The organism is Mycobacterium sp. SMC-17 (assembly GCF_045310915.1).
Classification (GTDB): domain Bacteria; phylum Actinomycetota; class Actinomycetes; order Mycobacteriales; family Mycobacteriaceae; genus Mycobacterium.
In genome coordinates this window covers 12792-38591 of sequence record NZ_JBJIAK010000008.1, presented here as the reverse complement: position 1 = coordinate 38591, position 25800 = coordinate 12792, and the positions used below count along the sequence as shown (strand labels likewise).

Here is a 25800-nt window from a genome sequence, read left to right as displayed (position 1 = left end):
AGCCATAACCAAACAGATTGCGCTGCAGGGGAAACTGCCGTGGCCGCGGCGCCTACTCTGCCGCGGCTTTGATCGCCTGCAGGGTCTGGCGCATCCCCTCGCGCATGGATGCGGTGAAGACGTCCTGCCCGCCCATGTAATTGTCAATGACGTGGACCGTCCCGTCGGGGCTGCCGTCGGGGCTCTCACGCCGCTGGGTGAGCTTGGTCCCGCCCGATGTGGGCTCCAGGCGCAGGGACCAGATGGCCCAGTTCTCCTTGATCCGGAACGCGATTTCGCGGCCGTTGTCCAACCGGATGATGGTGCCGTGCGTCTTCCATTGGAAGGTGCCGTTGTTGTTCAGGTTGGTGAACTCGACACCGTCCGCGACCTGCTCGGCGCCGCCGCGCAACCGGGTCGATTCGACCTGTGGGCTCCACTCGGCCATCCGGCGGACGTCGCCGACCAGCGTCCACACCGTCTCGGGCGCGGCCGCGATCTCGATGCTCTCCTCGAGTATCGGCTGCGGATTCGAAGGCATGTCGTCACTCCCGTCGCGAAATTGAACGTCCGATCGGACGCTTTTCGGAGCGTAACGATCAAAGAGATTTACGTCCAGTTGCACGTATAAAATGCGGAGGTGGCAACCGACGATCAGTTGGATGGGCGACGCATCCGTGGCGACGCGACCAGACGGAAGGTCGCCTACGAGGCGGCGATGATCGCGACGACCCACGGGCTCGACTCGATCACGGTCGGCGCGCTGGCCACGGCGACCGGGGTCAGCAAGAGCGGAATCCTCACCGTGTTCGGGAATCGGGAGGCGATCCAGGTCGCCGCGGTGGCGGAGGCGCGAAACATCTATCGCGAGACGATCATCGCGAAGGCGCTCGAGGCGGCCCCCGGCGCGCCGCGGCTGCGTGCGCTGATCGACGCGTGGGTCGACTACCTGACCGCCGGCGTGTTCCGCGGTGGTTGTTTCATGGCGGCGACCACCGCCGAATACGGCCGTCGCGACGGTCCGGTCGCGGACGGGGTCAGGAAGCTCAAGCGTGGCTGGCTGAAGCTGCTGGAAACCGAGCTGGCTGTCGCGGGCTCGTCGGCACCGGCAGACGACGCGTTCAAGATCGACGCGTTTCTCACTGCCGGCAACGACCGAAGGGAACTGTTCGCCGACGACGCCGAGCTGATGCGCGCCAGAGACCTCGCGATGGGTGTCGTCGGCCAACTCGCGGGCGCCTAGCGGCGATCAGCCGATTCCCGGTCCTTGTGTGGCTTTGCCGGCGTAGCTTCGGTTGCATCTGACGATGCGAACTGGGGGTTGCCATGGCGTTGAGAACCTATGGCGTGCTGGCGGCGGGAGCGGGTGCGGTTGCTGTCGCGCTACTGGGCGCGAACCCGCCGGCCGATGCCGCACTGGCGATCCAGCCGTTCCCGGCATGTTTCCCGTGGGAATGGAACTGTGGGCCCGGCGGCTTCTCGACCCCGGCCGACGACGGGATCCCGGGCGACAATGCCGCAGAAGGTGGCATCCCGGCCCCCGCGGTCGTGCCGAACGTCGACGGTTCACTCAGCCCGCCGGGCATGCCGGGCGACGTATAGCCCGTACTAACGCTGCACTCACAGTGGCGGTGGGATGTCTTGTTGCTCTGCTGATTCTGCGGCCGCCGCGGCTTCTGCAGCTTCTGCGGCTTCGCGTTCTTGGCGTTCTTTGCGTCGGCGGGCGAAGGCTTCTTGTGCGGCTTCGCGCTCGTCGATATCGGCTTGGTTGCGGGCGCGTTCGTAGGCGATCTGCTGGGCCTGGTTCTGGGTGCGGGTGCGGCGCCGGATGGGCATCATGACGCCCCGGCCGGGAGCCGCGGTGGTGTCCAGATCGGTGTCCTGTGGTGGTGGGTTCGGCAGTGGGGTGTCGGTGACCGTGCGGGGAAACAGGATTCGACTTTCGGGCACGCTGATGTAGGTGTGGCCGGTGGGTGCGGTCCACACAATCGTCCCGTCGGGCTGTTGACGGTCCTGCCACCCGTCAGGGCCGCCGTAGAAGGTTTTGAGTAGGTGGTGTTTGCGGCATTTCGGGCTGAGGTTGCCCGGATGTGTCGGCCCGATCGGCCACGGAATGGTGTGGTCGATATCGGAGGTGGTGGCGGGCTGATCGCAGCCCGGGAACATGCACGTCATGGCCCGCACCCGGACGAATTCATCCATCGCCGCCGACGGCCGGTAGCGCGGCACTTGGTCAAGATCGGTGGCTGAGGCGACCGTGCGGACTTTCGCGCCGCGGGCCACCAGATCGGCGAGCACCGCCGGGGGCACCACGCCGCCGCCGAGGACATAACCGACGGGTGTGCGCACCGGCGCGGGGGGTTTGGTGGAAGTCGGGATCGGCGGGTGCGCCGCATGGGCTTCAGGGGTGGGCGGGGTGTCGCCGGCCGGTTCGTCCCCAGCAGGGGTCGGGTTTTCGGCGGGCCGCGAATCGGCCGCCGGTGCAGGCGCGGGCTCGGGCTCAGGTTCAGCTGTGAAGAAATGCTCGGGCTCGGGCTCGGGTGTGAACACCGGCTCAGGTGCAGGCTGGTTTGGCGCCGGGGTCGGGGGCGCGGCCGGGTCCCCACTGAGCAGCGGGTCCGCCACCGGCGCCGGCAGCTGATCGGTGAGCACATGAATCATCACCGCCGCCGCCCGCGCATCAGGCCCAGCGGCCGGGCAATCGGGATTGCCGCACTGGCACACCAACCGATCCCCACGAGCCGCCAACACCCCCAACGCGTCAGCCCGCCGCTGCCCGAACGTCCGCGGATCGTCCTCACACACCTGCCGGGCCATCTCGTCCAGCACCCGATCCAACAGATCGGCATCGGTGGCCAACAGCGCACCCCAGATCGACGCCACCCCGGTCTCATCATCGGGCTTGCCCACCCCGACCCCACGCCGGCGCGCAGCCGAACGCACCTTCAAAACGGCGGCGGGGTCGAACTTCTGCACCCAACCGTCGATCTTGCGTTCAATCTTCTTGCGCGACAACCCCGCCCACTCCGACAGCGCCCCCGCCAATGCAACATCGATCACCGCCAGCGTATTGGGATCCTCCACCAGACGGGTGCGCCAACAGATCGTGCCGACCGTCCGCGCCGACACCCCACCATCGGCGAACACCGCCGCCACCTTTGGTAGCCGGAAGCGCAACGCGACCGCAATCGACAACTGCCCCGACGCTTCACGCTTCCCGATCCCCAGCGCCGCACCCACCTCGGCGACCGCAGCATCCCAGCCATCACAGGCCCACCACTGCCGGCCATCTTCGTCATCGACACGCAACGCCACCAGATCGGCAATCGCCCGGAACTTCCCGCACTCAGCGACATTCGACACCCGCGCGAAATGCACCACCGCATCGACCACGGAGGCATCGTGAACCAGCACACCGCCGGCCCCGATCCCTACGTGTTCGAACATATGTGCGATTATGCCAGACGGGTCCGACGCGTGCCACCGCATTTCTGCTGGGAGGCCGAGGCTATCGGCGCCGGACCAAATCCGCATTTACGCGCGCGCATATTTTGTGCGAATCCGGATTCGGCACCACGGTGGCCGGCGTACCTTGAGCTCAGCCCACCCTCGCCGTCGATGAGCTGGCCTGGCCACCGCACCTGATCGCAGGCGTGTGGAACGAGAACGGAACTTCGGAAGCGAAGGGGCGCCTCATGTCGGCCGATGTCGACTTTTGTGTTGTGGGAGCGGGTTTCGCAGGATTGACCGCCGCCCTGCGGCTGAAACAGGCGGGCCGTTCGGTGGCCCTGCTCGAGGCGCGGGACCGGGTCGGGGGCCGTACTTTCACCGAGGTCCTTCCCGACGGGACGTGGATCGACCGCGGTGGCGCATGGGTCGGTCCGGGGCAGGACCGCATCAAGGCCCTGATGGCCGAATACGGTGTGGCCGAATACAAGGAGTACGTCGACGGCGACGCCATGATGATCGTCGACGGCAAGAAGCACCGGTACTCCGGCACCATCCCGTGGGCGATGAGCCCGTGGGCCATCGCCAATCTCGGCGCCGGCCTCCTCGAGATCGGCCAGATGTGCAAGACCATCCCGTTCGACGCCCCGTGGCAGGCCAAGAAGGCCGCCGAGTGGGACCGAATCACGTTGGGGGAGTGGCTGCATCGCAACATCCGCTCGCATCAGGCACGCGAGATGCTCGACATGGCCATGGCCGGGGTGTACACCTCGGCCGCATCGGAGACATCACTGTTGTGGGCGTTGCATCAGATGGGGTCCGGTGGTGGACCCGTGTTCGTCATCTCCAACGCCGGCGGCGCGCAGGACGCCCGGGTGCGCGGCGGCATGGGCGCGATCTACGGCCAGATGGCCGCCGAACTCGGTGACGCGCTGCATCTTTCGTGCCCGGTGGACCTCATCGCGCAGGACGACGACGGGGTCACCGTCCACGCCGAGCGGCTGACGGTCCGGGCCCGGCACGCGATCGTCGCCGTACCCTTGGCCGTCGCCTCCCAAATCGATTACGAGCCAGGGCTTCCCGTCGACCGGATGTTCCTGCATCGGCGCATGCCGAGCGGCGCCGTCTACAAGATCTCGATCGTCTACGAGACGGCGTTTTGGCGTGCGGACGGCCTGTGCGGACAATCGGCCGCACCGGGCAGTCCGGCCACGCTGACCATCGACGCCTGCACCGACACCGGCACGCCGGGCATCATGTGCGTCATCACCGAAGGCCCGGCCGCGCGCGCGCTCGGGCTGCTCGATGCGGCGGAACGCAAGGCCGTCGTCGTCAACGAACTGGTCGACCGGTTCGGGGCGAAGGCGGCGTCGCCGGTGAGCTACCACGAGCAGAACTGGACGGTCGAGCGCTACTCCGGCGGCGGCATGATCAGTCACGCACCGCCCGGCGTGCTCACCGAGTTCGGCCACGCGCTGCGGACCCCGTGCGGGCGGATCCATTGGGCCGGAACGGAAAGTTCGGCCATCATGTGCGGCTGGATCGACGGTGCGGTGCGCTCTGGGGAGCGGGCGGCCGCCGAGGTGCTGGCCGCGGACAGCGTGGCCGTCGTGGGTTAACGGCTCGCTCGCCAGCGCGCGATCTCGCGGCCGATCTCGGTCTCCGCGGGTCGGCCGAAGAACCATTCCTGGCCGATGCGGTACCAGTTGTTGGTGCTCTGCAGATGTCCCAGTGTGCCGAAGGTGAGGAAGTCGGCGCGCCGGGAGAAGACATGCTCGGGCGGCAGCATCTGCCGCTTCATCCCCGCGAACTCGGTCTGCCGCGGATCGATGGCCGAGACGACGGCGCCAGTGGCCAGCTCAGGCGTGATGGTGAGGTCCTCGTCGATCATGTGCCATTCGCTCGCGGCCCAGATGTACTCCAGGCAATCCTGGGCTGTCACACCGGATTCCGTGTCCACGATGCCGCGGCCCAGCATCAGGCGGTACAGGTCGTCGGCACGGCCTTCGATCGCGGCGTGGAAGCAATCGAGCTCGAATGCCACGTTCGCGGGGTCCATCCGGTTGTACAGCCCGAAGTCGACGAAGCCGACGCGACCGTCGGTGGCCAGCATGATGTTGCCGGGGTGGGGATCACCGCAGAATTCGTGGTTGGTGAAGAGCGAGCCGATATAGAAGCGGTAGACCAGTTCTCCGATGCGATTGCGGTCGGTCGCCGGCAGCGTGCGCATGTGTTCGAAGCCTGCGGCATCGAGGTATTCGGTGACCAGCACCCGCGGTGTGCAGAACTCGACGACGCTGTCGGGGACGACGATGAACGGATGTCCCCGGTACTGTTCGGCCACCAAGTGCTGCGTCTCGGCCTCGCGCAGGTAGTCGAGCTCGCTCTCGAAGTTCCGGGTGATCTCGTCGAGCATGGCGGTGTTCGCCGACGGCCACAGCCGCCAGAGCTTCATCAACAGCGCGAGATTGCGCATGTCGGCCTGGATGGCCCGATCCACGCCCGGATACTGAACCTTGACGGCGACGTCGCGACCGTCACGCAACCGGGCTCGGTACACCTGGCCGATTGATGCTGCGGCCGTGGGGGATTCGTCGAAATCGGCGAAGACGTCCGACAGGGGACCGAGGTCGGTTTCCATGACCTCGCGCATGGCGCTGAACGGCGCCTGCGGCGCCTGATCCCGCAGCGCGGCGAGCTTTTCCCGGAACTGTTCGCGGTGCGATTCGGGCACCAGATCCAATTCGATCACCGACAGCATCTGGCCGAGCTTCATCGCGGCGCCCTTCATGGAGCCCAGCACCGTCACGAGATTCTCGGCCATTTGGATGGTGGCACGCTCGGCCAGCAGTTCCTTGGCGCGTTCCGACCGGCCGACCATCGACAGGCGGGTGCGGCCGCCGCGCACGGCTTGCTTCGCGGCGAGGGCGCCCAGCTTGCCGCCCCGCGCAAGACGTCCCTCAGGCAGTCGGCGTGCCACGCTGCCTCCCACGGAATCGGTGCAACGACGCCATCAACGTACCGGCCCGATTACGCAGGTGTCTCGTGTGTCCAGGACTCAGTTTCGCGGGCGATCCGTTGCCAGGCTTCGAGGCTCGCGAGGCGCGTGCGGGCCTCGCCGTCCAGGACAGCCGAGATCTCGATGACCTCGGCGACGACGCCTTCAGTCTGGGCGACCTCGAGTACGTGCACCACGACGGCGACGTCCGGATGGCCGAGCAGTTCGGTGACCGCGGGGCGCGCGAGCTCGGGGTCGATCCGGTTCAGCAGCGACAGCAGCGCTGCCAGCACCTCCGGCTTGCCGGTGGCGGCAGCCCGGGCCATGCGCAACGACCGGTCTGGTCCGGCAGCGCGCATGATGTCGTTCATGACGTGCGTGTCCGACACCAGCACGCCGGTCAGGATGATGCCCTCGTCATCGTCGATGGCCCGCTCGAACGCCACGATGAGTTCGTCGGTGGCGAATTCGACGAACCGCGATGCGGTCAGGTAGTCGCGGCGCCGCAGCAGTTCCATCGCCGCCGGGATCAGCAGCTTGGCGGGCAGTCGCGGGGCGAAGTGCGGGATGACCCGAGGGTCGACGTATGGCGCCGCGTCGGCGAGGTAGCTCGGTTTGAGCCCGGACAGTACGCCGATGGCGCGGTCTCCGTGCGCCAGTCCCACTGCGCCCCCGACGCGCCCCGCGACTTCCGGAGGTACCGCGCGGTGAGCGACGGTGACCACCAAGGCATTTGGGATCAGCGGCGCGAGCTTGCCGACGCGTGCGAAGGCCTCGGCCTGTTCGTCGAACAGCGCGTCGGACAGTGCGCTGCGCAGGGCTTTGAGGTCGTCGGCACCGAGTCGTTCGAGGCGGGCAAGGTCGGCGGCATCGGTCTGCAGCAGCGCGGCCAGCAGCGACAATTGTGCGCGGGTCAGGATGTCGGCCATCACGTCACCGTCCGAACAGGATCTTGCGGGCGGCGGGCCGGATCAGCCGGGGCAGGACTTTGAGCCCGTCGTCGAGTGAGTCGTTCAGGCTGCGCTGGTGTGCCACCTTCGCCTTCCTGAGCAGACCGAGCAGCTGGGCTGATTCCTCGGGGGTGAGCTTCTCGAGTACTTCCCGCGGTTGTCCGAGCTCGTCGAGCAACGGGTTGTCGGTACCCGGGGTAGCGGCTTTGTCCATCCTAAATAACTACCACATTCGGATGGCATAGCTATCTGAAGGCACGCCGAGGACTGGAAAAGGGCCCTTAAGCTGGCCTGTTATCTGGATAGCGATAGTATCGAGGCTCGTCGTGCGGAGGATGTGGAGGACGTGGTGGCGGCTCGGAAGGTGCTGACGCGGGCGGAGAGCCAAGCGCAGACGCGGCAGGAATTGCTGGACGCCGCGGAGCAACTTTTCTATGCCAACGGGTACCACGCCACGTCGCTGGCGGCCATCGCGGCAGAGGCGGGACGCACCATCGGTGCCGTCTACAGCAACTTCGAGGGCAAAGAAGCGCTGTGCCTCGAGGTCATCCGCAACCGCTCCATGGCCGAACTCAATCAACTGCTCGGGCCGCTCGTGGCAGCCGGCGTATCCACCGACGACCGGCTGGCGGCCCTGGCGAGCTGGTGGGCCCGCATCGGCGCGGAGCCCAACCTCGTCGTGCTGACCGCTGAATACGTCACCAGCACCTTCCATAACCCCGAGCAGCTCGCCAAGGCGCGTGAAGCACTGGAACGGTTCAAGGAATCGACGCGGGTGCTGCTCGAAGACGCCGTGCCGGAAGGGGTTCCGGCTGACCACCCGCTCATGGACGACGCCATCGAAGTGGCGGTGGCGACCGGCGCGGGCATCGCCATGGCCCAGGCGCTGGGCACGATCGACGCCGAGCGGGGCGCGGCGCTGATGGTCGCCAACATGCGGTTGTGGTTCGACGCGCTGGTCGTCGGCAAGTAGTGCCGAGTCAGTCCGTCCCCGCGGTCACCCGTTGTGCCACAACGGCGCGGAGCGCTGCGACGACGTCGGCCCCGGCCGCGAGGTCCGCGGCGTACCGCGCGCGGTGTTCCCACGCGACCCGCCGTCCGCCTCGTTCGACGACGAACACGCCACCGAGCCGGCGCGGATCGCCGGTGCGCTGATAGGGGTAGATCCCGGCCCGGACGAAATCGATGAAGGCGCTCACATTCCGGATCGGGTTCAACCATCGCCGCCGGGCGGCCAATCCCATTGTGCGGTACAGGGTGTGGTCCTGGGTGGCCATGACGGGAGTGCGGGAACCGGCCCGCTTCCGGAAGGTGAAGCCCTGGATCGAGGTGCCGATGCCGATCAGGATCACCTGGGCGCCAAGCGCTTCCACTTCATCGAAGTGCGCGGTCAACTCTCTGGCCTGGGCCAGGCCGAAGGCGCTGCCGAACTGCGGCAGGAACACCAGCGCCACCGGCCCGTCGCGCCAGAAGTCCTGAAACTCGTGCAGGTGGTGCCGATCATCCAGCACACGCTCATTGCTGATGACATCGACCCGGCTCAACTGACCGCTCCCACAGCGTCATTCGTGCGGTCGGCCGAATCCGTCGGCGCGAACGGGCACATCGTGCCGCGCTTGCCGTGCTGCAGTGTCAGGCCGGGGTCGTGCGTCATCTCGACGAAGCCGGTGCTGTCGGCATGGCGGATCACGTTGTGCAGATGGCCCCACATTTCGGGGCCGAAGTATGGGATGAAGACGCGGTCGAAGACCGGGTTCTCCAGAGCCTTGACGGTCGCCTTGACCAGTAGTGCGCCCAGCCGTGGCCGCAGCCGGTAGTCATCGAGGCCGCAGATCTGCCGGACGTACGGCGTCAGGAGCGGGATGGCGGCCCAGATCGCCACGCGCATGAGACTTCCGATGACGAGGTTCGGGTTCAGTGGGGTCACCGGGGGGTGGGTCATGAAGTCGGTGAGTTCCTGCGCCGGGCGGGTGAATGCCATGAGCTCCTGCTCGGCCCGCTGCACCCAGGCTTCGACATCCTCGGGGGTGTCCGGCAGCTCGCCTGCCGGCATTCCCATGAGCTGACACACCTTGACCTGCTCGCGGTAGAACTGGCGCTCCTCTTCGTCGGTCGCATTCGGGTCGCCGAAGGCCTTGTACGCGCGCCACAGGTGTGGCCAGCCCACGACGTAGGTGAATTTGAGGGTCTCGACGTGGTTGGCCTGGAACAGCTCGCCGGTCGCGGGTACCTCGCCGGTGATGTGAGAGTGCTTGCGGAACAGGTCAACTCCGACTTTTTCGGCGCTGGCGGTGTCGCCCGCGACGGCGCCGGCGAAGAAGTGCAGGCTGCGCCGGATACGGCCGATCGTGTCGTAGTAGTACGTCGTGTGGTGGCCGACGCCGTACGCCCCGTCGGGGTCCAGCACCGAGATGAAAAGCCCGGACAGAGCGCCCATTCCGGCAACCATGACGTTCTCGTAGACCTTCCAGCTGATCGACTCGGGCCCGAAGTAGCCGTTGTCGATCCGCGGGGCTTCCGCTATCGCCAGGGCCTTCTTGCCGTTCTTGCCGTGCAGCTTGAGCAGGAAGTCGTACCGGCGGTCGATTCTCCGGCGTTCGGCTTTGGGCATCGCGACGTCCTGCAGGCGGACGGACTTCATGGGCTCCTCCGGTACCAGTTGAGATAGCAACATTATTCCAATGGCGACGTTACTCCAACTGGGTGGGACCGACAAGACCTGCTGCCGCCCTAGGATGCGGGGGACGAGCAGGACGGAGAGCTGGATGTCAGACGCCGCAATGCACATCGCCGTGCAGAAGTTGGTGGACGCCGAGGAGTTGCGGACGGGCTTGGGCACGTTCACGCGCGTGGTCGACGGCAAGCGATGGGCGGAGGCGTCGCAGGTCTTCGCCGATGACGTCACGTTCGACTATGGCGACCAAGGGCCGCAGTCAGGCCTGCCCGCGCTGGTGGCGACGTTCCGCCGGTACCTCGAAAAGTGCGGTGGCACACAACATCTCATCGGTTCGATCCAGGTCGAGGTCGGTGACGACGACACGGCCGTGACCCGGGCGTACGTTCAGGCCCGGCACCAGGGCGTCGGCCCGCTTGCGGCCGAAACGTTCGATACCAACGGTGAGTACACCGACACCTGGGCCCGCCGGCCCGAAGGCTGGCGGATCGTCAACCGCATCAGCCGGTGGTCGGCGATGTCGGGTAATCCTGCGGTTCTGTTCCCGCAGTAGCGGGATCAGCGGAAGCGGACGTCCATGGTGGCGAGGCCGAAGATCTTCTTGCCGCCCGACTTGGCGCCGACGATCACGACACCCGTGCGGGTCTCGGGGTCCAGGGATTTGATCTTGCCGCTGAACTCGATATCGCAGCCTTCGGTGGCCGGCACCACCGCGGGCGCCGACAGGCGGACGGTGTAGCGGCTCACGGCACCGGGGTCGCCGGACCAGGACGAGGCGTATCCGGCGCCCAGGCCCATGGTCAGCATGCCGTGGGCGATGACGTCGGGCAGCCCGGCGAGCTGCGCCAGCTCCTTGTCCCAGTGAATCGGGTTGGCGTCGCCGGCCACGCCGGCGTAGTTCACGAGGTCGCCGAGTGACAACCGCAGGTGACTCGCGGGGAGTTCGTCGCCGACGGACACGTCCTCGAACAACGGCGTCCCCGGCGTGCGGGCCGCGTCGCTGGCGATCCGGATCTCGCCCTCGGGCCGCACCGTCTTGCGGTACTCCTCGGAGCCGATGTCCAGGATGTTCATGTCGTGCATCATGGCCTTCTGCACGGCCGTCTTGACGTCGCCGTCGATGTCCTCGGCCGTCACGCCGACGACGGTGGTGTGCAGGGTGTGGACCCGCTCGCCCTTGGTGTCGGTGAAGGTGTTGGTCACGGTGATGAAGTCGCGGCCCGCGGTCCGGCGGACCGCCGTCAGCTCGACGTCGATGACCAGCTCATCGCCCGCCACGATCGGCCGGTGCTGTTCGAAGACCTCTTCGGTCTGCAGGTAGGTGTCGTAACCGACGACGATCGACTCGAACATCCGCCGGTTGCACTTCATGCCGGGTGTCGAGGTGAACGTGATCGGCGCGATGACATCGGCGTAGCCGAGCTCATTGGCGGCAGCGACGTCCCAGTGCGCGGGGTGGTAGTCCTGCACCGCGCGGGCGTACTCGCGCAGCTTCTCGCGGCCCACCAGGTAGGTGCCGTCCATCTGGTAGTGGTGGCCGATCCGCGCTTCGAGCGGCGACGCTTCTGCTGCTGTCGTCATGACTGTGCCCAACTTTTCTATCGACATGTTCGCTGAGGCCGACCAAAGCACCCTACGCGGCGAGGGGGCGGCAACACACGTCGATGCGCCGTCTACCTGCGCCGAGCGGAGGCAAATGTGCCCAAAACCACGCGATCGCGGCGACTGCCGTGGCTGTTCGCGGGTGCCCCGGGGCCCGTGCTTGACTGGCAGCATGGCCCGCACACCCACTTTGGCCCGTCGGTTGTTCGAGCGTTACGAACCCGTGCACGCGATCACGTACTTCGCGCCCGAGGCGCGTGCCGCCGCCGTCGACCTCGGCTATCGCAGCTTCTGGAGCGGCTACTTCGTCACCAGGTCAGCGCCACTGGGGCCGGTGCCGCCGCAAGTCGTGGAGGCGGTTTTCTACAACTTCGCCGCCCATCGCGTCGCGAAGTCGCTGGCCGGCGCGTGGGACATCGCGACACCCCAGCAGGCTCTGGCGGCCCGGGAAGCGGGGGCGGTCGCCGCCTTGCGCCGCTACGGGCTCACCGCGGACGACAACCTGCGTACCGCCACCGATCTGCTCGGCCGCGTCGCGCGCGGTGCCGCCGTCGACGGCCGGCCGTTGTTCGCCGCCCTGTCCGCCGTGCCGTGGCCCGACGAGCCCGTGGCCGCGCTGTGGCACGCGGCAACGTTGTTGCGCGAACAGCGCGGCGACGCCCACGTGGCGGCCCTGGTTGCCGCCGGCATCACCGGCCGCGAGAGCAACGTGCTGCATGTCGCGGCGGGCCGCACGACCAAGGAGAAGGTCGTGTCCACGCGGGACTACGACGACGCCGAGTGGGACGCCGTCACCGCGCGCCTGGCGGCACGGGGTCTGTTGACGGCCGACGGTTCACTGACCGACGCGGGACGCGAACTCAAGACCGACATCGAGCACCGCACCGATGCCGCCGCGCTGCCGACGCTCGACGTGCTGAGCGACGCCGAGGTCGAGACCCTGTTCCAGGCGCTCACCCCGATTGCCCGGATGGTGGTCGCCGGCGGTGATCTCCCGGCGATCACCCCGATGGCGTTGCAGCACAGCGATCTCGACGATCCCGGCGCGAATCTCGGCTAGGCGGCCAGGGCGCCGCGCTTGCGCAGCAGCGGCAGCACGCCTTCGGCGAACCAGTAGGCCTCTTCGAGGTGCGGGTAGCCGGAGAGGATGAACTCGTCGAATCCGAGGTCGTGGTACTCGGAGATCAGCGACGCCACTTCCTCATGGCTGCCGACGAGCGCGGTCCCGGCGCCGCCGCGGACCAGGCCGACACCGGCCCAGAGGTTCGGGTAGACCTCGAGGTGGTCGAGCCGGCCACCGTGCAGCGCCGTCATGCGCCGCTGTCCTTCGGATTCGGAATTGGCATGCAGCGCAGTGGCTTTGGCGATCTGTTCGGGCGTCAGCTCGGCCAGGAGGGAATTGGCGACGGCCCAGGCGGCCTCGGAGGTGTCGCGGCTGATGGTGTGCAGCCGGATGCCGAACCGCAGGGTGCGTCCGCGGGCCTTGGCCAGTTCGCGCACCTGTGCGATCTTGGCCGCGGCGGCAGCCGGCGGCTCGCCCCACGTCAGGTAGACGTCGACGTGCTCGGCCGCGATGGGCAGAGCGGCCGGCGACGATCCGCCGAAATACAACTGCGGCAACGGGTTCGGCGGCTCGGACACGCGCGCGTCGGTGACGGAGTAGTGCCTGCCGCGGTAGTCCACGGGGCCGCCGCGCCAGATATCGCGGACGATCTCGAGGAATTCGCCGGTGCGTTCGTAGCGCTGGTCGTGGCTGAGCCAGTCACCGAACCGGCGTTGTTCGATGTCGTCGCCGCCGCTGACGATGTTGAGCAGCAGGCGTCCTTCGGAGAATCGCTGAAAAGTCGCCGCCTGTTGCGCGGCCAGGGTGGGTGGCACGAGGCCGGGCCGGAAGGCAACCAGGAATTTGAGTCGTTCGGTCTGCTCGAGCAGGGCAGCAGAGGTCAACCAGGCGTCCTCACACCAGGTTCCGGTCGGCGTCAGCACGCCTTCGAACCCGAGGCGGTCGGCAGCGCGGGCGATTTCACCGAGGTAGCGCAGGCTGGGCTTGCGGTATGACGCCGGAACCGTGTGGTGCGATGACGCGTGTGACGCGCCGACGATCGAGCGACTGTCACCGTTTGTGGGCAGGAACCAGAAGAACTTGGCGGCCAAGACGATCCTCCTATTTTGCGGTGGTCCAGAACTGCGACAACTGATCGCCGAACCGGTTGTCGACGAACTGCGAGAAGGTGGTTTTGTGGTCGATCTGTCCGGATTGTGTGAACGCATCGGCGAGCTGTTGCTCAGAGGCGATCACCGCATCGTTGATGGGTATGGCCAGCCGCAGGCTTCGGGACTGTGCGACGCGGGCCACCTGCGGATCGATTCCGATTGCGGCCGCGTACTTTTGGTACCACTCGTCAGGGTGGTCCTTGGCCCAGCGTGAGGCCCGGGCGACCCGCTGGACGAAGTCGGCCAGCGCGCTGTTGCGTTTGGCGTCCTGCAGTGCCGCCACCGAGGCGATGCCGAATCCATAGCCGTTGGTGACGCTCTCGGCGGTGGCGACGGTACGGACCTTCAGCTGGTTCTGGGCCAGGGCCGTGTACGGATCCCAGATCGCCCAGGCGTCGGCCTGTCCCTGGCTCAGGGCGGTGAAGGCGTCGGCCGGTTGCAGGAACACCAGCTGGATGTCCTTGACCGTCAGGCCGGCCTTCTGCAGCTGGAGAAGCAGATGGCCGTGTGCCGAGCTGCCCTTGCCGACGACGACCTTCTTCCCGCGGAGGTCGGCCACGGTATGAACCGCTGAGCCCGTCGGGGTGAGGATCTGATCGCCGGCGGCACTGTTCGAATAGGCCGCGATGACACGGATTTTCGCGCCCGCCGCGGCGCCGAAGATCGGCGGCGTGTTCCCGGTGACCGCGAAGTCGATCTTGCCCGCGGTGGCCGCCTCGACCTGAGGCGGCCCGGAGGTGAAGGTCGAGAACTGCACCTTGTAGGGCACGTTGTCGAGCTCCCCGGCTGCCCGGAGCAGCGACTCGGTACCGCACTTCTGATCACCGACCTGCAGCGTCAGGCCGGCCAGGTCCGATGCCGGAACTGTCTGGGGCACCGCCACGTCGTGCTTGCTGTCCCGGCTGGAGACGCAGGCGCTGAGCAATGCGCCGGCGGCGAGGATGGATACCAGTCGTACTGCCCGTGAATGTTTCACAGTCTTCTCCCGTCAGACACCGAGTTGCGCGAGCAGCTCGGTGCGGTAGTCGTCGGTGCGCCGGTCGCGCTGGTCGTGCGGCTGGCGCGGGCTCTCGATCGCCAGGGTGTGCGCGACCCGCCCGTGCTCGAGCACCACGATGGTGTCGGCCAATGCGATGGCCTCGTCCACGTCGTGCGTGACCAGGAGCACCCCGAAGTTGTGCTGGCGCCAGAGGTTGAGGAGCAGTCGGTGCATCGAGAGCCGGGTCAGGGCGTCGAGCGCGCCGAATGGCTCGTCGAGCAGCAGCAGTTGAGGCTCCGCCACCAGCGCGCGGGCCAGCGACACGCGCTGTGCCTGCCCACCCGACAGGGTCAGTGGCCAGGACTGCGCCTTGTCGGCGAGGCCCACCTCGTCCAGGGCCTGATCGGCGCGGGAAAGTGCTTCGGCGCGGGACAGTTTGGCGCGGGTCAGGCCGTAGCGCACGTTGTCGCGCACGGATCGCCACGGGAACAGCCGGGGCTCCTGGAACGCGACGGCGGGCGCGCCCTGGACCTCGCGCTCGCCCTGGAAATCACCGGCGAGGCCGGAAAGCACTCGCAGTATGGTCGATTTGCCCGAACCGCTGCGCCCGACGAGCGCGACGATCTCGCCACGCTTCACCCGGAGGCTGACATCGTCGAGCACCCGATTGGCGCCGTACCACTTGGATACCGAGCGCAACTCCGCTGCGGGTGGTTCCGATACCGCGGGCGGTTCCACGGGTACTTCGTAAAGTGCTGTCACAGGGTGCCTTTCAGAGTCGATAGCGCAAGGCACGGCGCTCCAGGATCCGCACGAGCGCGTCGGTGATGATGCCGAGCAGCGCGTAGACGACGAGACCGAAGATGATCACGTCGATGCGGAGGAAGTCGCGCGCGTTGTTGATGAGGTAGCCGACACCGGAGTCGGCATTGATCTGTTCGGCGACGATCAGCGTGAGCCACGAGATGGCCAGCGACTGCCGCAGCCCCACGAGGACCTGCGGTGCGGCGCTGGGGATGACGACGGTCCGCAGCCGCTCAAGCGGCGAAAAGCCGAGTACGGCAGCCGTTTCGAAGAGCTTGGGGTCGACCTGGCGGATTGCCGACGAGGTATTGAGGTAGAGCGGGAACGCGGCGCCCAACGCGACCATGAGCACCTTGGGCAGTTCGCCGATGCCGAACCAGACGATGAACAGCGGGATCAGGCCGAGGTGGGGCAGCGCCCGGATCATCTGCATCGTCGGGTCGACCGTGGCGTCCGCCCACTTCGAGAAGCCCACGAGGGCGCCGAGAGCGGCGCCGATGACGCCGCCGAGGAGGAGTCCTTCAGCCGCGCGGATTCCCGAAACGCGCAGTGCTTCGGCGAGTTGACCGTTGCCGATCAGCTCGATGCCGGCCTCCGCGATGGTCTGCGGTGCCGGCAGGACCTCGGGATCGATGAGGCCCCACGCGCTGCCGGCCTGCCACAGGATGAGTACCGCCAGCGGTGACAGCCAGCGGAGGATTTCCCAGCGCCGAGCGCGGACGCGGCTGATCCAGGAAACCGACTGCACTGCAGCAGGTTCGGTACCCGGTGCCGCGGCGGCCACCGGGGCCTCGCGGGTGGTCATCACGCTCCTCACGTCGACGGCTATCGGTCAGGCGCGCACGCCATCACCCCGAAATTAGGAGGCCGTGCACGGGCTGTGAAGATTTACCGTCGCCCTGATTCCACGGGAACGGGGGCGGTCGACCGCCGGCAGTGCCGTTTGCAGCATGCCAGGTCGCCAAGACGATCACGCATGGATCTCAGACGAAAGCGCATTGATCGTCGCGTTCGGTGACTCTACGTTTTGAGCTATGAAGACAGTGCTGATCACGGGTTGTTCGTCGGGCTACGGGCTGGAGATCGCCCGGCACTTCCATGCGCAAGGCTGGAATGTCGTCGCGACCATGAGAACGCCACGGCCCGAACTACTTCCGGACTCGGACCGAATCAGGGTGCTGGCGCTCGACGTCACGGATCCGCAGAGCATCGCCGGCGCCATCGCAGCCGCCGGTCCGATCGACGTGCTGGTCAACAATGCCGGCGTCGGGGTGGTGGGCGCGTTCGAGGCCACCCCGATGGCGACGACACGGGAGGTATTCGAGACCAACACCTTTGGCGTCATAGCCATGACGCAGGCCGTTGTCCCGCAATTCCGTGAACGGCGGTCCGGTGTCATCGTGAACGTGACCTCCAGTGCGACCTTGGCGCCGATGCCGCTGGCAGCGGTGTACACCGCGAGCAAGGCGGCGATCGAAGGTTTCACCGGCTCGCTGGCATTGGAGCTCGAATTCTTCGGAGTGGCTGCCAAACTCGTCGAGCCGGGCTATGGACCGGGCACCAATTTCGCCGCCAACGGCGCCGACCGGATGGACGGCCTGCTGCCTCCCGAGTACCTGGAGTTCGCGGGACCGGTCATGGCCGCGTTCGGCGACGTCGACGTGTTCACAACGGCGTCCGACGTGGCCGAGGTCGTCTACCAGGCCGCGACCGATACGTCGGGCCGGCTGCGGTTCGCGGCGGGCCCGGACGCGCTGGCCCTCGTCGCCGCGCACAGCGAATAGACACGTACTCGTCCGGTCGCGGGTACCGTGTCGAAATGGCAACGGACCCGCTCGATTTCATCGTCGCGCTGTTGCGGTGCCGGGCGGTGCGGTCGAAGATCGTGGCCGGTGGCGGTCAATGGAGCGTCCGCAAGCCGCGCTATACCGATCCGTCCTTCTGCGTGATGCTCGAAGGCGCATGCTGGTTCTGTCCCGAGGACGGCGACGCGATCGAACTCCGCGCGGGTGACTTTCTGCTGTTGCCGGAGACGCCGAGTTTCGTCCTGGCCAGCGACCTCGACTTGCCCGCGACGGACACGGCGATCGATCTCGACCGCGATGCCACCTACGGTGATGGCGCGCCGAGCATGCGCATGCTGGGTGGGTATTTCCAATTCGACAGGGCGAACGCCGAACTCGTGGCACGGCTGTTGCCGGCGGCGATTCTGATCAGGCGCGACGAACCCGGCGCGTCCCGGCTGGGCCGCATCGTCGAGTTGATCGCCGAGGAGGCCGACGAGCAGAACCGGTGTCGGGACCTCATTCTCGAGCGCCTGGTCGAGGTGTTGCTCATCGAGACGTGGCGGTTCGAGACCGAACACGCCGCCGTGGAGCGGGGGTTGCTCGGGGGGCTGGCTGATCCGGCACTCACGCACGCGCTCCGGGCGATGCATGCCGATCTGGCCGGCCAGTGGACGGTCGAGAAGCTGGCGCGCACGGCGGGGATGTCCCGCGCGGTTTTCGCTGAGCGCTTCTCCCGCACCGTCGGGATGCCGCCGCTGCAGTACCTCACCGAATGGCGCGTCGCACGGGCCAAGGAGCTACTGCTCGGTGAGCGGCCGTCGATGTCGGCGGTCGCCACCCGGGTCGGGTACGGCTCAGCGAGCGCCTTCAGTGCCGCCTTCACGCGCGTGGTGAGGTGCTCGCCGGCCGAGTTCGCCCGGCAGGACCGTCAACGCGCGTAACCGGGGCACATCGAAAAGGCTTCAGAGTCGGTACATTTCGCGTGCCATCGCGGCTTCCTCGAACGACGCCTCCCGGCGTGGTGGGTAGTAGTCGGCACGATGCTGAGGCCAATGGGTGCGGCCCTGGACCCAGGTGCCGGCGGCCGAGACCGCTTCGGCGACCTGCTGAGCGCTGTGGCGCAACCAATCCCGCATCATCTCCGCGGGGGCCGGAACGTGTGCGTGTGTCATGCGTTCGACGCTACGAATCAGCTGGGCGGCGGACATCGGGCTCGAGGCTGATCTTGATGTCCGCCCGCGGTAGGAGGCGGTAGGGGTCAGCATCCGACTCAGGGACCGACGAAATCCTCCAGCGCAGACTCGATTTCGTGCGCCAACCGTTGCGGCGCTGCAGCGTCTCCGTGGATCAGATCACGTAGTGCGCGGTGAAACAGGCCGTCCGCGGTCGCGTAGACGATGGCGGGCGTGATGATGACGACGGACTCGCAGAGTTCGGCGTAGGCGATCACGGCCTTCCAGGTGAGCGCGGCAAGGCTGTCGTCGATCTCGTTGATGCTTGCGGCGAAGCGGTCGTCGAAGAGCGCTTGCGTGCGCAGGTCGTACCAGAGCCGGTGCATGGCGGCCGACTCGCGCAGTGAGTTGCTGAGGGCGCTGCTGATGCGGGTCTTGAGTTCCGGCCCGGAACTGCCGTCGATGACGATGGAGTTGTAGCGGTCGATGAAGTGGTTCTTGTACTGCCGCACGCAGCACATGACGAGGTCGTCTTTGTCGTCGAAGTAGTAGTGCAGAACGCCGAGCGATATCTCGCAATGCTGGGCGAGCTCCCGCATGCTGGCGCGCGCGAAGCCCAGTTCAGCAAGTCCGCTGGTGGCTTGGGTGGCCAGCTCCTGACGGCGCGCAGCGAACTTTTGCCCACGCGCGCCCGCCAGTCGGCCTGCAACGCGGCTCGAAGGGGTATCCACAGGGCTCCAGTGGCAGATGAAGTGTCAGTGAACTGGCGGGGAATACCAAGTCTATTCCTCCGATCAGGTACTTCTGCCCCGGGGTGGCAAAGTTTGGACGATCGTCTTGAAATGCCTCCAAAGAATGGCGCAGGTCGCTATCATGCTCCGCGAGTACTCGAAATTCGACGGAAATGGTGCCGATGAGCGAACAACAAGCAGCGGCGGACTCTGCTGCGGACGACAGGTTGGCGTGGTTGCGGAAGTCGGTCGCGGAAGGGCAGCCGGGAGCGGTTGATTCGGCGTGGAGCTGGATCGTCGAGCTGTCCAAGCTGGCGGACAACGACTCCGATGCTGCCGAAGCGCAGCTCAACGATCTTTTCCGGCTGGGTACGCCGCCGGTCGATCTGGACGGCCCGACGGAGGGCATTCTCGTCATGACGACGACGAACCCTGCGCTCGATACCGTGACGCGGGCTGTTACGGCCCTGTGGATGCCGTGGCAGGGCAAGCGCTTCGATTCGGAGGCCGGCACCGGCGACAATCGGCTGACCAAGAGCACTGGCCTGGTTGGCAAGCTGCTGTGGCCGCTGTATTCGATGCGTGATGCCGAATCCGGCAAACTCGCCTTCGACTTCGCGACCTACGTGGAAGCCGGTAAGGACGACCCCGATCGTCAGGTCATGGTCATCGATTACGCCAACGTTGAATCGAACCCGCGCCTGGTGATCCGGAGCATCCGGGACGAACTGGTGCAGCTCGTGCCCGGTGTCTACCTCGGCAAGATTCTGTTCAACACCGGCTCCGACAAGTACAGCAAGATCGGCTACTTCGCATTGCGCACGCCGCGCTGACAGACCTCGCGTTCACAGCCCACCTAAACGACTAACTCGAAAAAGAAACGGCAACAACATGACTGAGTGGCACGAATACCCGTCTCTGCTCCTGCAGCTGAACGCTCTCACCAAGGCTCGCGATGACCTTCGCGCGCACAATCTGTACGAGAGCTACGGGATGCGTCCTGCCGATGACCTCGGCCAGCCCACCGAAGAAGTGCGTCGGGCCCGTCAGCCTGACGGCACCTGGAACGACCTCGCGGATCCGCACATGGGTGCCAAGGGCACCGGCTTCGGACGCAACGTGCCGCTGTCGATGACCGTCACCGACGTCAAGCGTCTGCTCAAGCCGGACCCGCGCGTCATCAGCCGCAAGCTGATGGCCCGCGACGACTTCAAGCCGGCCGGCATCATCAACGCGCTGGCCGCTGCATGGCTGCAGTTCGAGAACCACAACTGGTTCTTCCATGGCGACGGTGTGCCCGACAAGACCATCGACATCCCGCTGAGCGCCGATGATCAGTTCCCCGAGAACCCGATGAAGATCCGGTGCACCATCCCGCTGCGGGGCGAGATAGCGGATGGTTGTCCCGCACCGGTTTTCGCGAACGCAGAGACGCACTGGTGGGACGGCTCGCAGGTCTACGGCAGCGGCAAGGAGCGCCAGTCGCAGGTCCGCACCTTCGTCGACGGCAAGGTGAAGGTCGACCCGAACGGGCGTCTTCCCGAGAGCGACATCAAGGGCATCGACCTGACCGGTATGCAGGAGAACTACTGGGTCGGCACCGGTCTGCTGCACACCATGTTCGCGCGTGAGCACAACGCCGTCTGCGATGCCCTGAAGAAGGCCTACCCGAGCTTCGATGATCAGCGGCTCTTCGAGGTCGGCGTCCTCGTCGTCTCTGCGCTGATCGCCAAGATCCACACCGTGGAGTGGACGCCGTGCGTGCTGCGCCACCCGGCGCTGCAGATCGGCATGAACGCGAACTGGTATGGCGCACTGGGAGAGACGTTCCAGGAGAAGTTCGGCCGGATCAGTGACAACGAGGCGATCTCGGGCATCATCGGGTCACCGACGGATCACCACACCGCGCCGTTCTCGCTGACCGAGGAGTTCGTGTCGGTCTACCGCATGCACCCGCTGATCCCGGACGACTGGAACTTCTTCTCGCTGGAGTCCGGTGAGCACCTGGTCAAGGCGGACTTCACCCAGCTGCAGGGTGCCTACACACGCGGCTTCATGGACAAGATCCAGATGGGCGACATGTGGTACTCGTTCGGCCTGGCCAGCGCCGGTGCCGTCTGCCTGCACAACTACCCGAACGCGCTGCGCAACCTCACCCGGGTCGACGGTCAGGTCACCGACCTCGCCACCCTCGACATCGTGCGTGACCGCGAGCGAGGTGTGCCGCGCTACAACGACTTCCGTGAGGCACTGCGGATGCCGCGCCGCAAGACCATCGACGACATCACCCCGAACAAGCAGTGGGCCCGGGAGATCAACGAGGTCTACAACGGCGACGTCGACGCCGTCGACCTCCAGATCGGTATGCAGGCCGAGCAGCCGCCGAAGGGATTCGGCTTCTCGGACACCGCTTTCCGGATCTTCATCCTGATGGCGTCACGCCGGCTCAAGAGCGACCGGTTCTTCACCAACGACTTCAAGCCCGAGGTGTACACCCAGGTCGGGTTCGACTGGGTGAACAACAACACCATGAAGGACGTCATGCTGCGGCACTACCCGGAGCTGGAGCCGGTGATCGGTGACGTCGAGCGGGTGTTCGCGCCGTGGCCGAAGCTGGGTGCGCCGGTGCCGGGGAAGAAGAACCCCGTGGTGCAGCTGGCCGACTCGGTCCGCGCTTACCTGCCCTGGGGCTGACGCGCGATGGCCGAGGATTTCCCGCACGCATCCATCGTCGAAGGCGTTCGGTTCACCGCTCAGATCGGTGTGCCGAATGTCCTTCTGGGACTGTTCAACAAGCGAGAGTTGCCCACCCGCATCGCCTCGGGCCTGAGTTCGGACTACCTGGGATACCAGCTGGTCGAGGGCATGGTGCGCAGCTACGGCCCCGGACCGTTCTACGTCCGGGTCGTCGCCGACGAGGCGCTGCTGGTGCACCACCCGGACGACCTGAAGTTCGTGTTGGGCGGCTCGCCCGACCCGTTCGCCTCTGACCCGAAGCCCAAGCGGGAGGGCATGGCGGCGTTCCAGCCGGACGCGCTGACCATCTCCCGTGGGCAGCCGTGGGAGGACCGGCGTCGCTTCGCCGAAGCGGTGCTGGACACCGGGCATCCGGTCCACCGGTTGGCGCAGGCGTTCGTGGAGAAGGTCGTGCAGACGGTGGAGGGTCTCGGCTCCGGGGCGCTGAAGTGGTCCGATTGGAACGCGGCATTCCAGCGGCTGACCCGGTGTATCGTCTTCGGCGACAAGGCGGCCGACGACACCCGGCTCACCTCGCAGCTGAGCGAACTGATGTCCGCGGGCAACGGGATGCCGGGAGAGCCGGCGCCGGGATATCCGGAGTTCGTCTCTCACATCGAGTCCTACCTGAAGGATCCGGAGCCGGGCAGTCTGGCCGCGCTCATCGCGGAGACCACCGCGCCGGAGACCGCGAGCCCTGCGAGCCAGGTGATCCACTGGTTGTTCGCGATGGGGGACACCCTGGCTGCCAACGCATTCCGCACGCTGGCGGTGCTGTCGACGCACCCCGAGCACCTGCGCGAGGTCCGGGCGGAGATGGAGTCGGCCGACATCGGCTCGGGACAGGGCATCGCGTCGCTGAAGTATCTCGGCGGGTGCCTGCTCGACACCATGCGGCTGTGGCCGACGACCGGATTGTTCGGCCGGGTCGCCACCCGGGACATCGAGTTCCCCAGTGGGGCAGTGCTGCCCGAAGGCAAGCAGGTCCTCATCTACAACGTGTTCAACCACCGGAACCGCGACAGGATCCCCTACGCCGACCGGTTTTCGCCAGGTGAATGGGTCAGCGGTGATGCCGGGAGTGACTGGTCGTACAACTTCTTCAGCCACGGTCCGCAGGGCTGCCCGGGCGCCGGCTTGTCGGTTTTCCTCGGTCAGGCCTTCCTGGCGCACGTGTTGAACGGGTCCACACCGGTGCTGCGCGGGGCTACGCTGAACCCGCAGAAGTCACTGCCGCACAGTGTCGATCTGTACGGCATCAGCATCGAACGCTAGATGGGACCCTTGTGACGACGACCGCCGAACATCTGCGCTACGCCCTTGACGGGCGGTGGCGTGAGGTGAAAGACCGTATTCGGCAGGAACTTTCCGCTGAACTGTTCAAGCCGCACTACACCCCGGACACTGCGGTGGCCCGGGCCAAGGTCACCGAGCAGATGAAGTACATGGCGTCGCGCGGCGCCGCCGAGGACGCCTTCGCCAAGGGTCACGGCGGCAACGGCGATGCGGGCGCCACCATCGCCCGCATCGAGATGCTGGCCATGAGCGACCTGTCGCTGATGGTCAAGGCCGGGGTGCAGTGGGGTCTGTTCGGCGGTGCGATCGACAACCTGGGTACCGAACGCCACCACGAGGCCTACGTGCGCAAGGCCATCGATCTGGATCTGGTCGGTTGCTTCGGCATGACGGAGACCGGGCACGGCAGCGACGTGCAGTCCCTGGAGACGACAGCCACCTACGATCCGGCCACCCAAGAGTTCGTCATCGATTCTCCGACCCCTACGGCGCGCAAGGATTACATCGGCGGCGCTGCTGAATCTGCCCAGGTATCAGCGGTTTTCGCACAGCTGATCACGGGCGGCGAGAGCCAGGGCGTGCATTGCTTCATGGTGCCGCTGCGCGACGAGTACGGCAACGACCTACCGGGCGTCCGCACCTCGGACTGTCACTACAAGGGCGGACTGCCCGGTGTCGACAACGGTCGCATTCAGTTCGACCATGTGCGCATCCCGCGGGAGAACCTGCTGAACCGCTACGGCGATGTCGCCGCGGACGGGACCTATTCGTCGCCCATCGACAACCCCAACCGGCGGTTCTTCACCATGCTGGGCACCCTGATCCGTGGACGCGTAACGGTCGGCGGCAGTGCCGCGGCCGCCGCCCGCGTCGCGCTGGATATCGCGACGCGATATGCGTTGCAGCGCAGGCAGTTCGAGGCGCCGAAGACGGACGACGAAGTCCTGATCATGGACTACCTGGTGCACCAGCGTCGGCTGCTGCCGCTGATCGCGAAGTCCTATGCACTGCAGTTCGCGCAGAACGAGTTGGTGGCGGACCTGCACGATCTGACCGAGGAAGCCGAACCCGACGGTGAGGTGCAGCGTGAGCTCGAGGCGCGCGCCGCCGGTCTGAAGGCCGCGGCGACGTGGCACGCCACCAAAGCCATCCAGGAGTGCCGCGAAGCCTGCGGCGGCGCAGGGTATCTGGCGGAGAACCGGCTCATCGCGCTCAAGGCGGACACGGATGTCTTCACCACCTTCGAAGGTGACAACCACGTCTTGACGCAGTTGGTGGCCAAGCACCTGCTCACCGAGTACGCCGACGACATCAAGGGCATGAGCCCGTTCGAGTGGGTGAAGTTCGCGACCAGCACGGCCCGGGAGCGGGTGCGCCGGAGCACCGGCACCGAGACCATCCTGCAGAACCTCCTCGACACTCGCCAGGACAACGAGGAAGAGGGCAGCCTCTTCAACCGCGGCACCCAGGCGAAGATGTTCGAGGACCGGGCCGACTATCTGCTGTCGACGGTCGCCCGCCGCCTGCAGGCCAACTCCAAGGAGATGAGCCCGTTCGAGGCGTTCAACTCCGTGCAGGACCACGTGCTGCACGCGGCGTCGGCGCACATCGACCGCATCGTGTTCGAGTCGTTCGCCGCCGGTATCGACGCGTGCACGGATCCCGAGGCCCGCGAAATCTTCGGCCTCGTGTGCGATCTGTATGCGCTGTCGGTGATCGAAGAAGACAAGGCCTGGTACATCGAGCACCGCTTCCTGTCCATGGACCGGGCGAAGGCCGTCACCGCCGGCATCAACGACCGCTGCCGCAAGCTGCGGCCGTACGCCGAGGTGTTGGTCGACGGGTTCGGGATTCCCGAGCAGCTGCGCTACGCGGAGATGCTGCATCCGGAGCGCATCCCGGATATCTGAAAAAGTGTCCCGTTTGCGATGACTGAGCACTCCTAGTCAGTGAACGGTGCCCACGAGGGCTCCGACCTGCCAAGGAGAACATCATGACCGCTGTATCTGTCCGCCGTCGCTCAGCCGTCGCAGCTGCGCTCGTCGCCGCCGGAGCCGTCGCCGGCGCACTTGGCGCGGCGAGCCCGGCGAACGCTGGAGTCAACAGGTACCTCGCCATCGCGTTCTCACCGGCGACAGGGCAGTGGGGTTACACACAGAGCCTGTTGGACGCGAACCAGGCCAAGTTCGACGCGGTGGGTTACTGCCTCAACAAGGGCGGGACCGACTGCCGGATCGTGGTGTGGGGCGACAACGAGTGCGCCGCACTCGCGACGAGTCCCAACCCGTTCAACCACAGCCTCATGTGGGGCACAGGTGTGGCCCAGACGCAGAAGGAGGCCGAGACGAAAGCCCGGCTGTCGACGTCGTTCGGCGCGACCGTCGTCCTGTCGTTCTGCTCACTCGGCACCGAGCACTGACACGGGCGGGGT

27 protein-coding genes are annotated in these 25800 nt (G+C 66.6%); 13 read left to right on the top strand and 14 right to left on the bottom strand.

The genetic code is table 11. The annotated features are described in order from the left end of the window. Positions 1–52 precede the first annotated feature (52 nt). On the bottom strand, positions 53–520 hold the full coding sequence (locus ACJH7A_RS07780) for an SRPBCC family protein (protein ID WP_212807711.1): 468 nt from the start codon (positions 518–520) through the stop codon (positions 53–55). A 99-nt stretch (positions 521–619) separates the two neighbouring features. On the opposite strand from ACJH7A_RS07780, the gene ACJH7A_RS07775 reads away from it, so the two are divergent. Next, positions 620–1222 carry a TetR/AcrR family transcriptional regulator gene (locus tag ACJH7A_RS07775; RefSeq protein ID WP_212807710.1) on the top strand — a complete coding sequence of 201 codons (603 nt, stop codon included), beginning with the start codon at positions 620–622 and terminating at the stop codon, positions 1220–1222. A gap of 83 nt (positions 1223–1305) precedes the next feature. Next, positions 1306–1581 (top strand): hypothetical protein, encoded by a 276-nt coding sequence (locus ACJH7A_RS07770; protein ID WP_212807709.1) that lies wholly within the window; start codon positions 1306–1308, stop codon positions 1579–1581. Positions 1582–1599: 18 nt separating this feature from the next. Here the strand turns inward: ACJH7A_RS07770 and ACJH7A_RS07765 are convergent, their stop codons facing one another. Beyond that, the gene (locus tag ACJH7A_RS07765) at positions 1600–3426 is read right to left on the bottom strand and encodes a DUF222 domain-containing protein (RefSeq protein WP_406801713.1); all 1827 of its coding nucleotides are present in this window, start codon (positions 3424–3426) and stop codon (positions 1600–1602) included. A 248-nt stretch (positions 3427–3674) separates the two neighbouring features. On the opposite strand from ACJH7A_RS07765, the gene ACJH7A_RS07760 reads away from it, so the two are divergent. Beyond that, positions 3675–5045, top strand: a complete 1371-nt coding sequence (locus tag ACJH7A_RS07760; protein WP_346415337.1) for an NAD(P)/FAD-dependent oxidoreductase — start codon at positions 3675–3677, stop codon at positions 5043–5045. Here the strand turns inward: ACJH7A_RS07760 and ACJH7A_RS07755 are convergent. The 3 genes from ACJH7A_RS07755 to ACJH7A_RS07745 are packed head-to-tail and all read right to left on the bottom strand — an operon-like array spanning position 5042 to position 7588. After that, on the bottom strand, positions 5042–6406 hold the full coding sequence (locus ACJH7A_RS07755) for an AarF/ABC1/UbiB kinase family protein (RefSeq protein ID WP_346415336.1): 1365 nt from the start codon (positions 6404–6406) through the stop codon (positions 5042–5044). The two genes, ACJH7A_RS07760 and ACJH7A_RS07755, sit on opposite strands and share 4 nt — an antisense overlap. Positions 6407–6456: 50 nt before the next feature. Next, on the bottom strand, positions 6457–7353 hold the full coding sequence (locus ACJH7A_RS07750; RefSeq protein WP_346415335.1) for a hypothetical protein: 897 nt from the start codon (positions 7351–7353) through the stop codon (positions 6457–6459). 4 nt (positions 7354–7357) lie between these two features. After that, positions 7358–7588: a hypothetical protein gene (locus tag ACJH7A_RS07745; RefSeq protein ID WP_346415334.1), complete on the bottom strand. Its 231-nt coding sequence runs from the start codon at positions 7586–7588 to the stop codon at positions 7358–7360. Between the two features lie 135 nt (positions 7589–7723). Between ACJH7A_RS07745 and ACJH7A_RS07740 the strand changes: the two genes are divergently transcribed. After that, positions 7724–8347: a TetR family transcriptional regulator gene (locus ACJH7A_RS07740; RefSeq protein ID WP_029104817.1), complete on the top strand. Its 624-nt coding sequence runs from the start codon at positions 7724–7726 to the stop codon at positions 8345–8347. Between the two features lie 7 nt (positions 8348–8354). Here the strand turns inward: ACJH7A_RS07740 and ACJH7A_RS07735 are convergent, their stop codons facing one another. Together ACJH7A_RS07735 and ACJH7A_RS07730 are read right to left on the bottom strand one after the other, a co-directional pair. Continuing rightward, on the bottom strand, positions 8355–8918 hold the full coding sequence (locus ACJH7A_RS07735) for a peroxiredoxin-like family protein (protein ID WP_346415333.1): 564 nt from the start codon (positions 8916–8918) through the stop codon (positions 8355–8357). Further along, positions 8915–10015 (bottom strand): oxygenase MpaB family protein, encoded by a 1101-nt coding sequence (locus ACJH7A_RS07730; RefSeq protein WP_346415332.1) that lies wholly within the window; start codon positions 10013–10015, stop codon positions 8915–8917. The genes ACJH7A_RS07735 and ACJH7A_RS07730 overlap by 4 nt, the downstream gene beginning before the upstream one ends. A gap of 124 nt (positions 10016–10139) precedes the next feature. On the opposite strand from ACJH7A_RS07730, the gene ACJH7A_RS07725 reads away from it, so the two are divergent. Then, entirely contained in the window at positions 10140–10601 is a 462-nt protein-coding gene (locus ACJH7A_RS07725; protein WP_346415331.1) for a nuclear transport factor 2 family protein, read from the top strand. 5 nt (positions 10602–10606) lie between these two features. Here ACJH7A_RS07725 and ACJH7A_RS07720 read toward each other — a convergent pair whose 3' ends face one another. Beyond that, positions 10607–11629 (bottom strand): fused (3R)-hydroxyacyl-ACP dehydratase subunits HadA/HadB, encoded by a 1023-nt coding sequence (locus ACJH7A_RS07720; protein WP_346415330.1) that lies wholly within the window; start codon positions 11627–11629, stop codon positions 10607–10609. A gap of 193 nt (positions 11630–11822) precedes the next feature. Here ACJH7A_RS07720 and ACJH7A_RS07715 point away from each other — a divergent pair, with 193 nt between their 5' ends. Next, the gene (locus ACJH7A_RS07715; protein ID WP_346415329.1) at positions 11823–12710 is read left to right on the top strand and encodes an SCO6745 family protein; all 888 of its coding nucleotides are present in this window, start codon (positions 11823–11825) and stop codon (positions 12708–12710) included. On the opposite strand, the gene ACJH7A_RS07710 is transcribed toward ACJH7A_RS07715, so the two are convergent. The 4 genes from ACJH7A_RS07710 to ACJH7A_RS07695 are packed head-to-tail and all read right to left on the bottom strand — an operon-like array spanning position 12707 to position 16452. Continuing rightward, the gene (locus ACJH7A_RS07710) at positions 12707–13804 is read right to left on the bottom strand and encodes an LLM class flavin-dependent oxidoreductase (protein WP_318984088.1); all 1098 of its coding nucleotides are present in this window, start codon (positions 13802–13804) and stop codon (positions 12707–12709) included. The two genes, ACJH7A_RS07715 and ACJH7A_RS07710, sit on opposite strands and share 4 nt — an antisense overlap. A gap of 10 nt (positions 13805–13814) precedes the next feature. Beyond that, positions 13815–14840, bottom strand: coding sequence for an ABC transporter substrate-binding protein (locus ACJH7A_RS07705; RefSeq protein ID WP_406801712.1), 1026 nt, complete (start codon positions 14838–14840; stop codon positions 13815–13817). Between the two features lie 12 nt (positions 14841–14852). After that, positions 14853–15605 (bottom strand): ABC transporter ATP-binding protein, encoded by a 753-nt coding sequence (locus ACJH7A_RS07700; protein ID WP_406801711.1) that lies wholly within the window; start codon positions 15603–15605, stop codon positions 14853–14855. A 10-nt stretch (positions 15606–15615) separates the two neighbouring features. Next, complete coding sequence (locus ACJH7A_RS07695; protein ID WP_346415326.1) at positions 15616–16452, bottom strand: ABC transporter permease; 837 nt, start codon at positions 16450–16452, stop codon at positions 15616–15618. Between the two features lie 229 nt (positions 16453–16681). On the opposite strand from ACJH7A_RS07695, the gene ACJH7A_RS07690 reads away from it, so the two are divergent. Next, positions 16682–17431, top strand: a complete 750-nt coding sequence (locus tag ACJH7A_RS07690; protein ID WP_346415325.1) for an SDR family oxidoreductase — start codon at positions 16682–16684, stop codon at positions 17429–17431. 35 nt (positions 17432–17466) lie between these two features. Further along, the gene (locus tag ACJH7A_RS07685; RefSeq protein WP_406801710.1) at positions 17467–18375 is read left to right on the top strand and encodes a cupin domain-containing protein; all 909 of its coding nucleotides are present in this window, start codon (positions 17467–17469) and stop codon (positions 18373–18375) included. 21 nt (positions 18376–18396) lie between these two features. Here the strand turns inward: ACJH7A_RS07685 and ACJH7A_RS07680 are convergent, their stop codons facing one another. Both ACJH7A_RS07680 and ACJH7A_RS07675 read right to left on the bottom strand, forming a co-directional pair. Continuing rightward, positions 18397–18606, bottom strand: coding sequence for a hypothetical protein (locus ACJH7A_RS07680; RefSeq protein WP_142239372.1), 210 nt, complete (start codon positions 18604–18606; stop codon positions 18397–18399). Positions 18607–18704: 98 nt separating this feature from the next. Next, positions 18705–19337, bottom strand: coding sequence for a TetR/AcrR family transcriptional regulator (locus ACJH7A_RS07675; protein ID WP_406801709.1), 633 nt, complete (start codon positions 19335–19337; stop codon positions 18705–18707). Positions 19338–19519: 182 nt separating this feature from the next. On the opposite strand from ACJH7A_RS07675, the gene ACJH7A_RS07670 reads away from it, so the two are divergent. The 5 genes from ACJH7A_RS07670 to ACJH7A_RS07650 all read left to right on the top strand — a co-directional run bounded on the left by ACJH7A_RS07670 (position 19520) and on the right by ACJH7A_RS07650 (position 25788). Further along, entirely contained in the window at positions 19520–20170 is a 651-nt protein-coding gene (locus tag ACJH7A_RS07670) for a hypothetical protein (protein WP_234789641.1), read from the top strand. Between the two features lie 58 nt (positions 20171–20228). Further along, entirely contained in the window at positions 20229–22031 is a 1803-nt protein-coding gene (locus ACJH7A_RS07665; protein ID WP_406801708.1) for a peroxidase family protein, read from the top strand. Between the two features lie 6 nt (positions 22032–22037). Beyond that, positions 22038–23348 carry a cytochrome P450 gene (locus ACJH7A_RS07660; RefSeq protein ID WP_406801707.1) on the top strand — a complete coding sequence of 437 codons (1311 nt, stop codon included), beginning with the start codon at positions 22038–22040 and terminating at the stop codon, positions 23346–23348. A gap of 11 nt (positions 23349–23359) precedes the next feature. Beyond that, a complete protein-coding gene (locus ACJH7A_RS07655; RefSeq protein WP_406801706.1) occupies positions 23360–25279 on the top strand; it encodes an acyl-CoA dehydrogenase in 1920 nt (639 codons plus the stop codon). 83 nt (positions 25280–25362) lie between these two features. After that, complete coding sequence (locus tag ACJH7A_RS07650; protein WP_073693791.1) at positions 25363–25788, top strand: DUF4189 domain-containing protein; 426 nt, start codon at positions 25363–25365, stop codon at positions 25786–25788. The last annotated feature ends 12 nt before the right edge of the window (positions 25789–25800 follow it).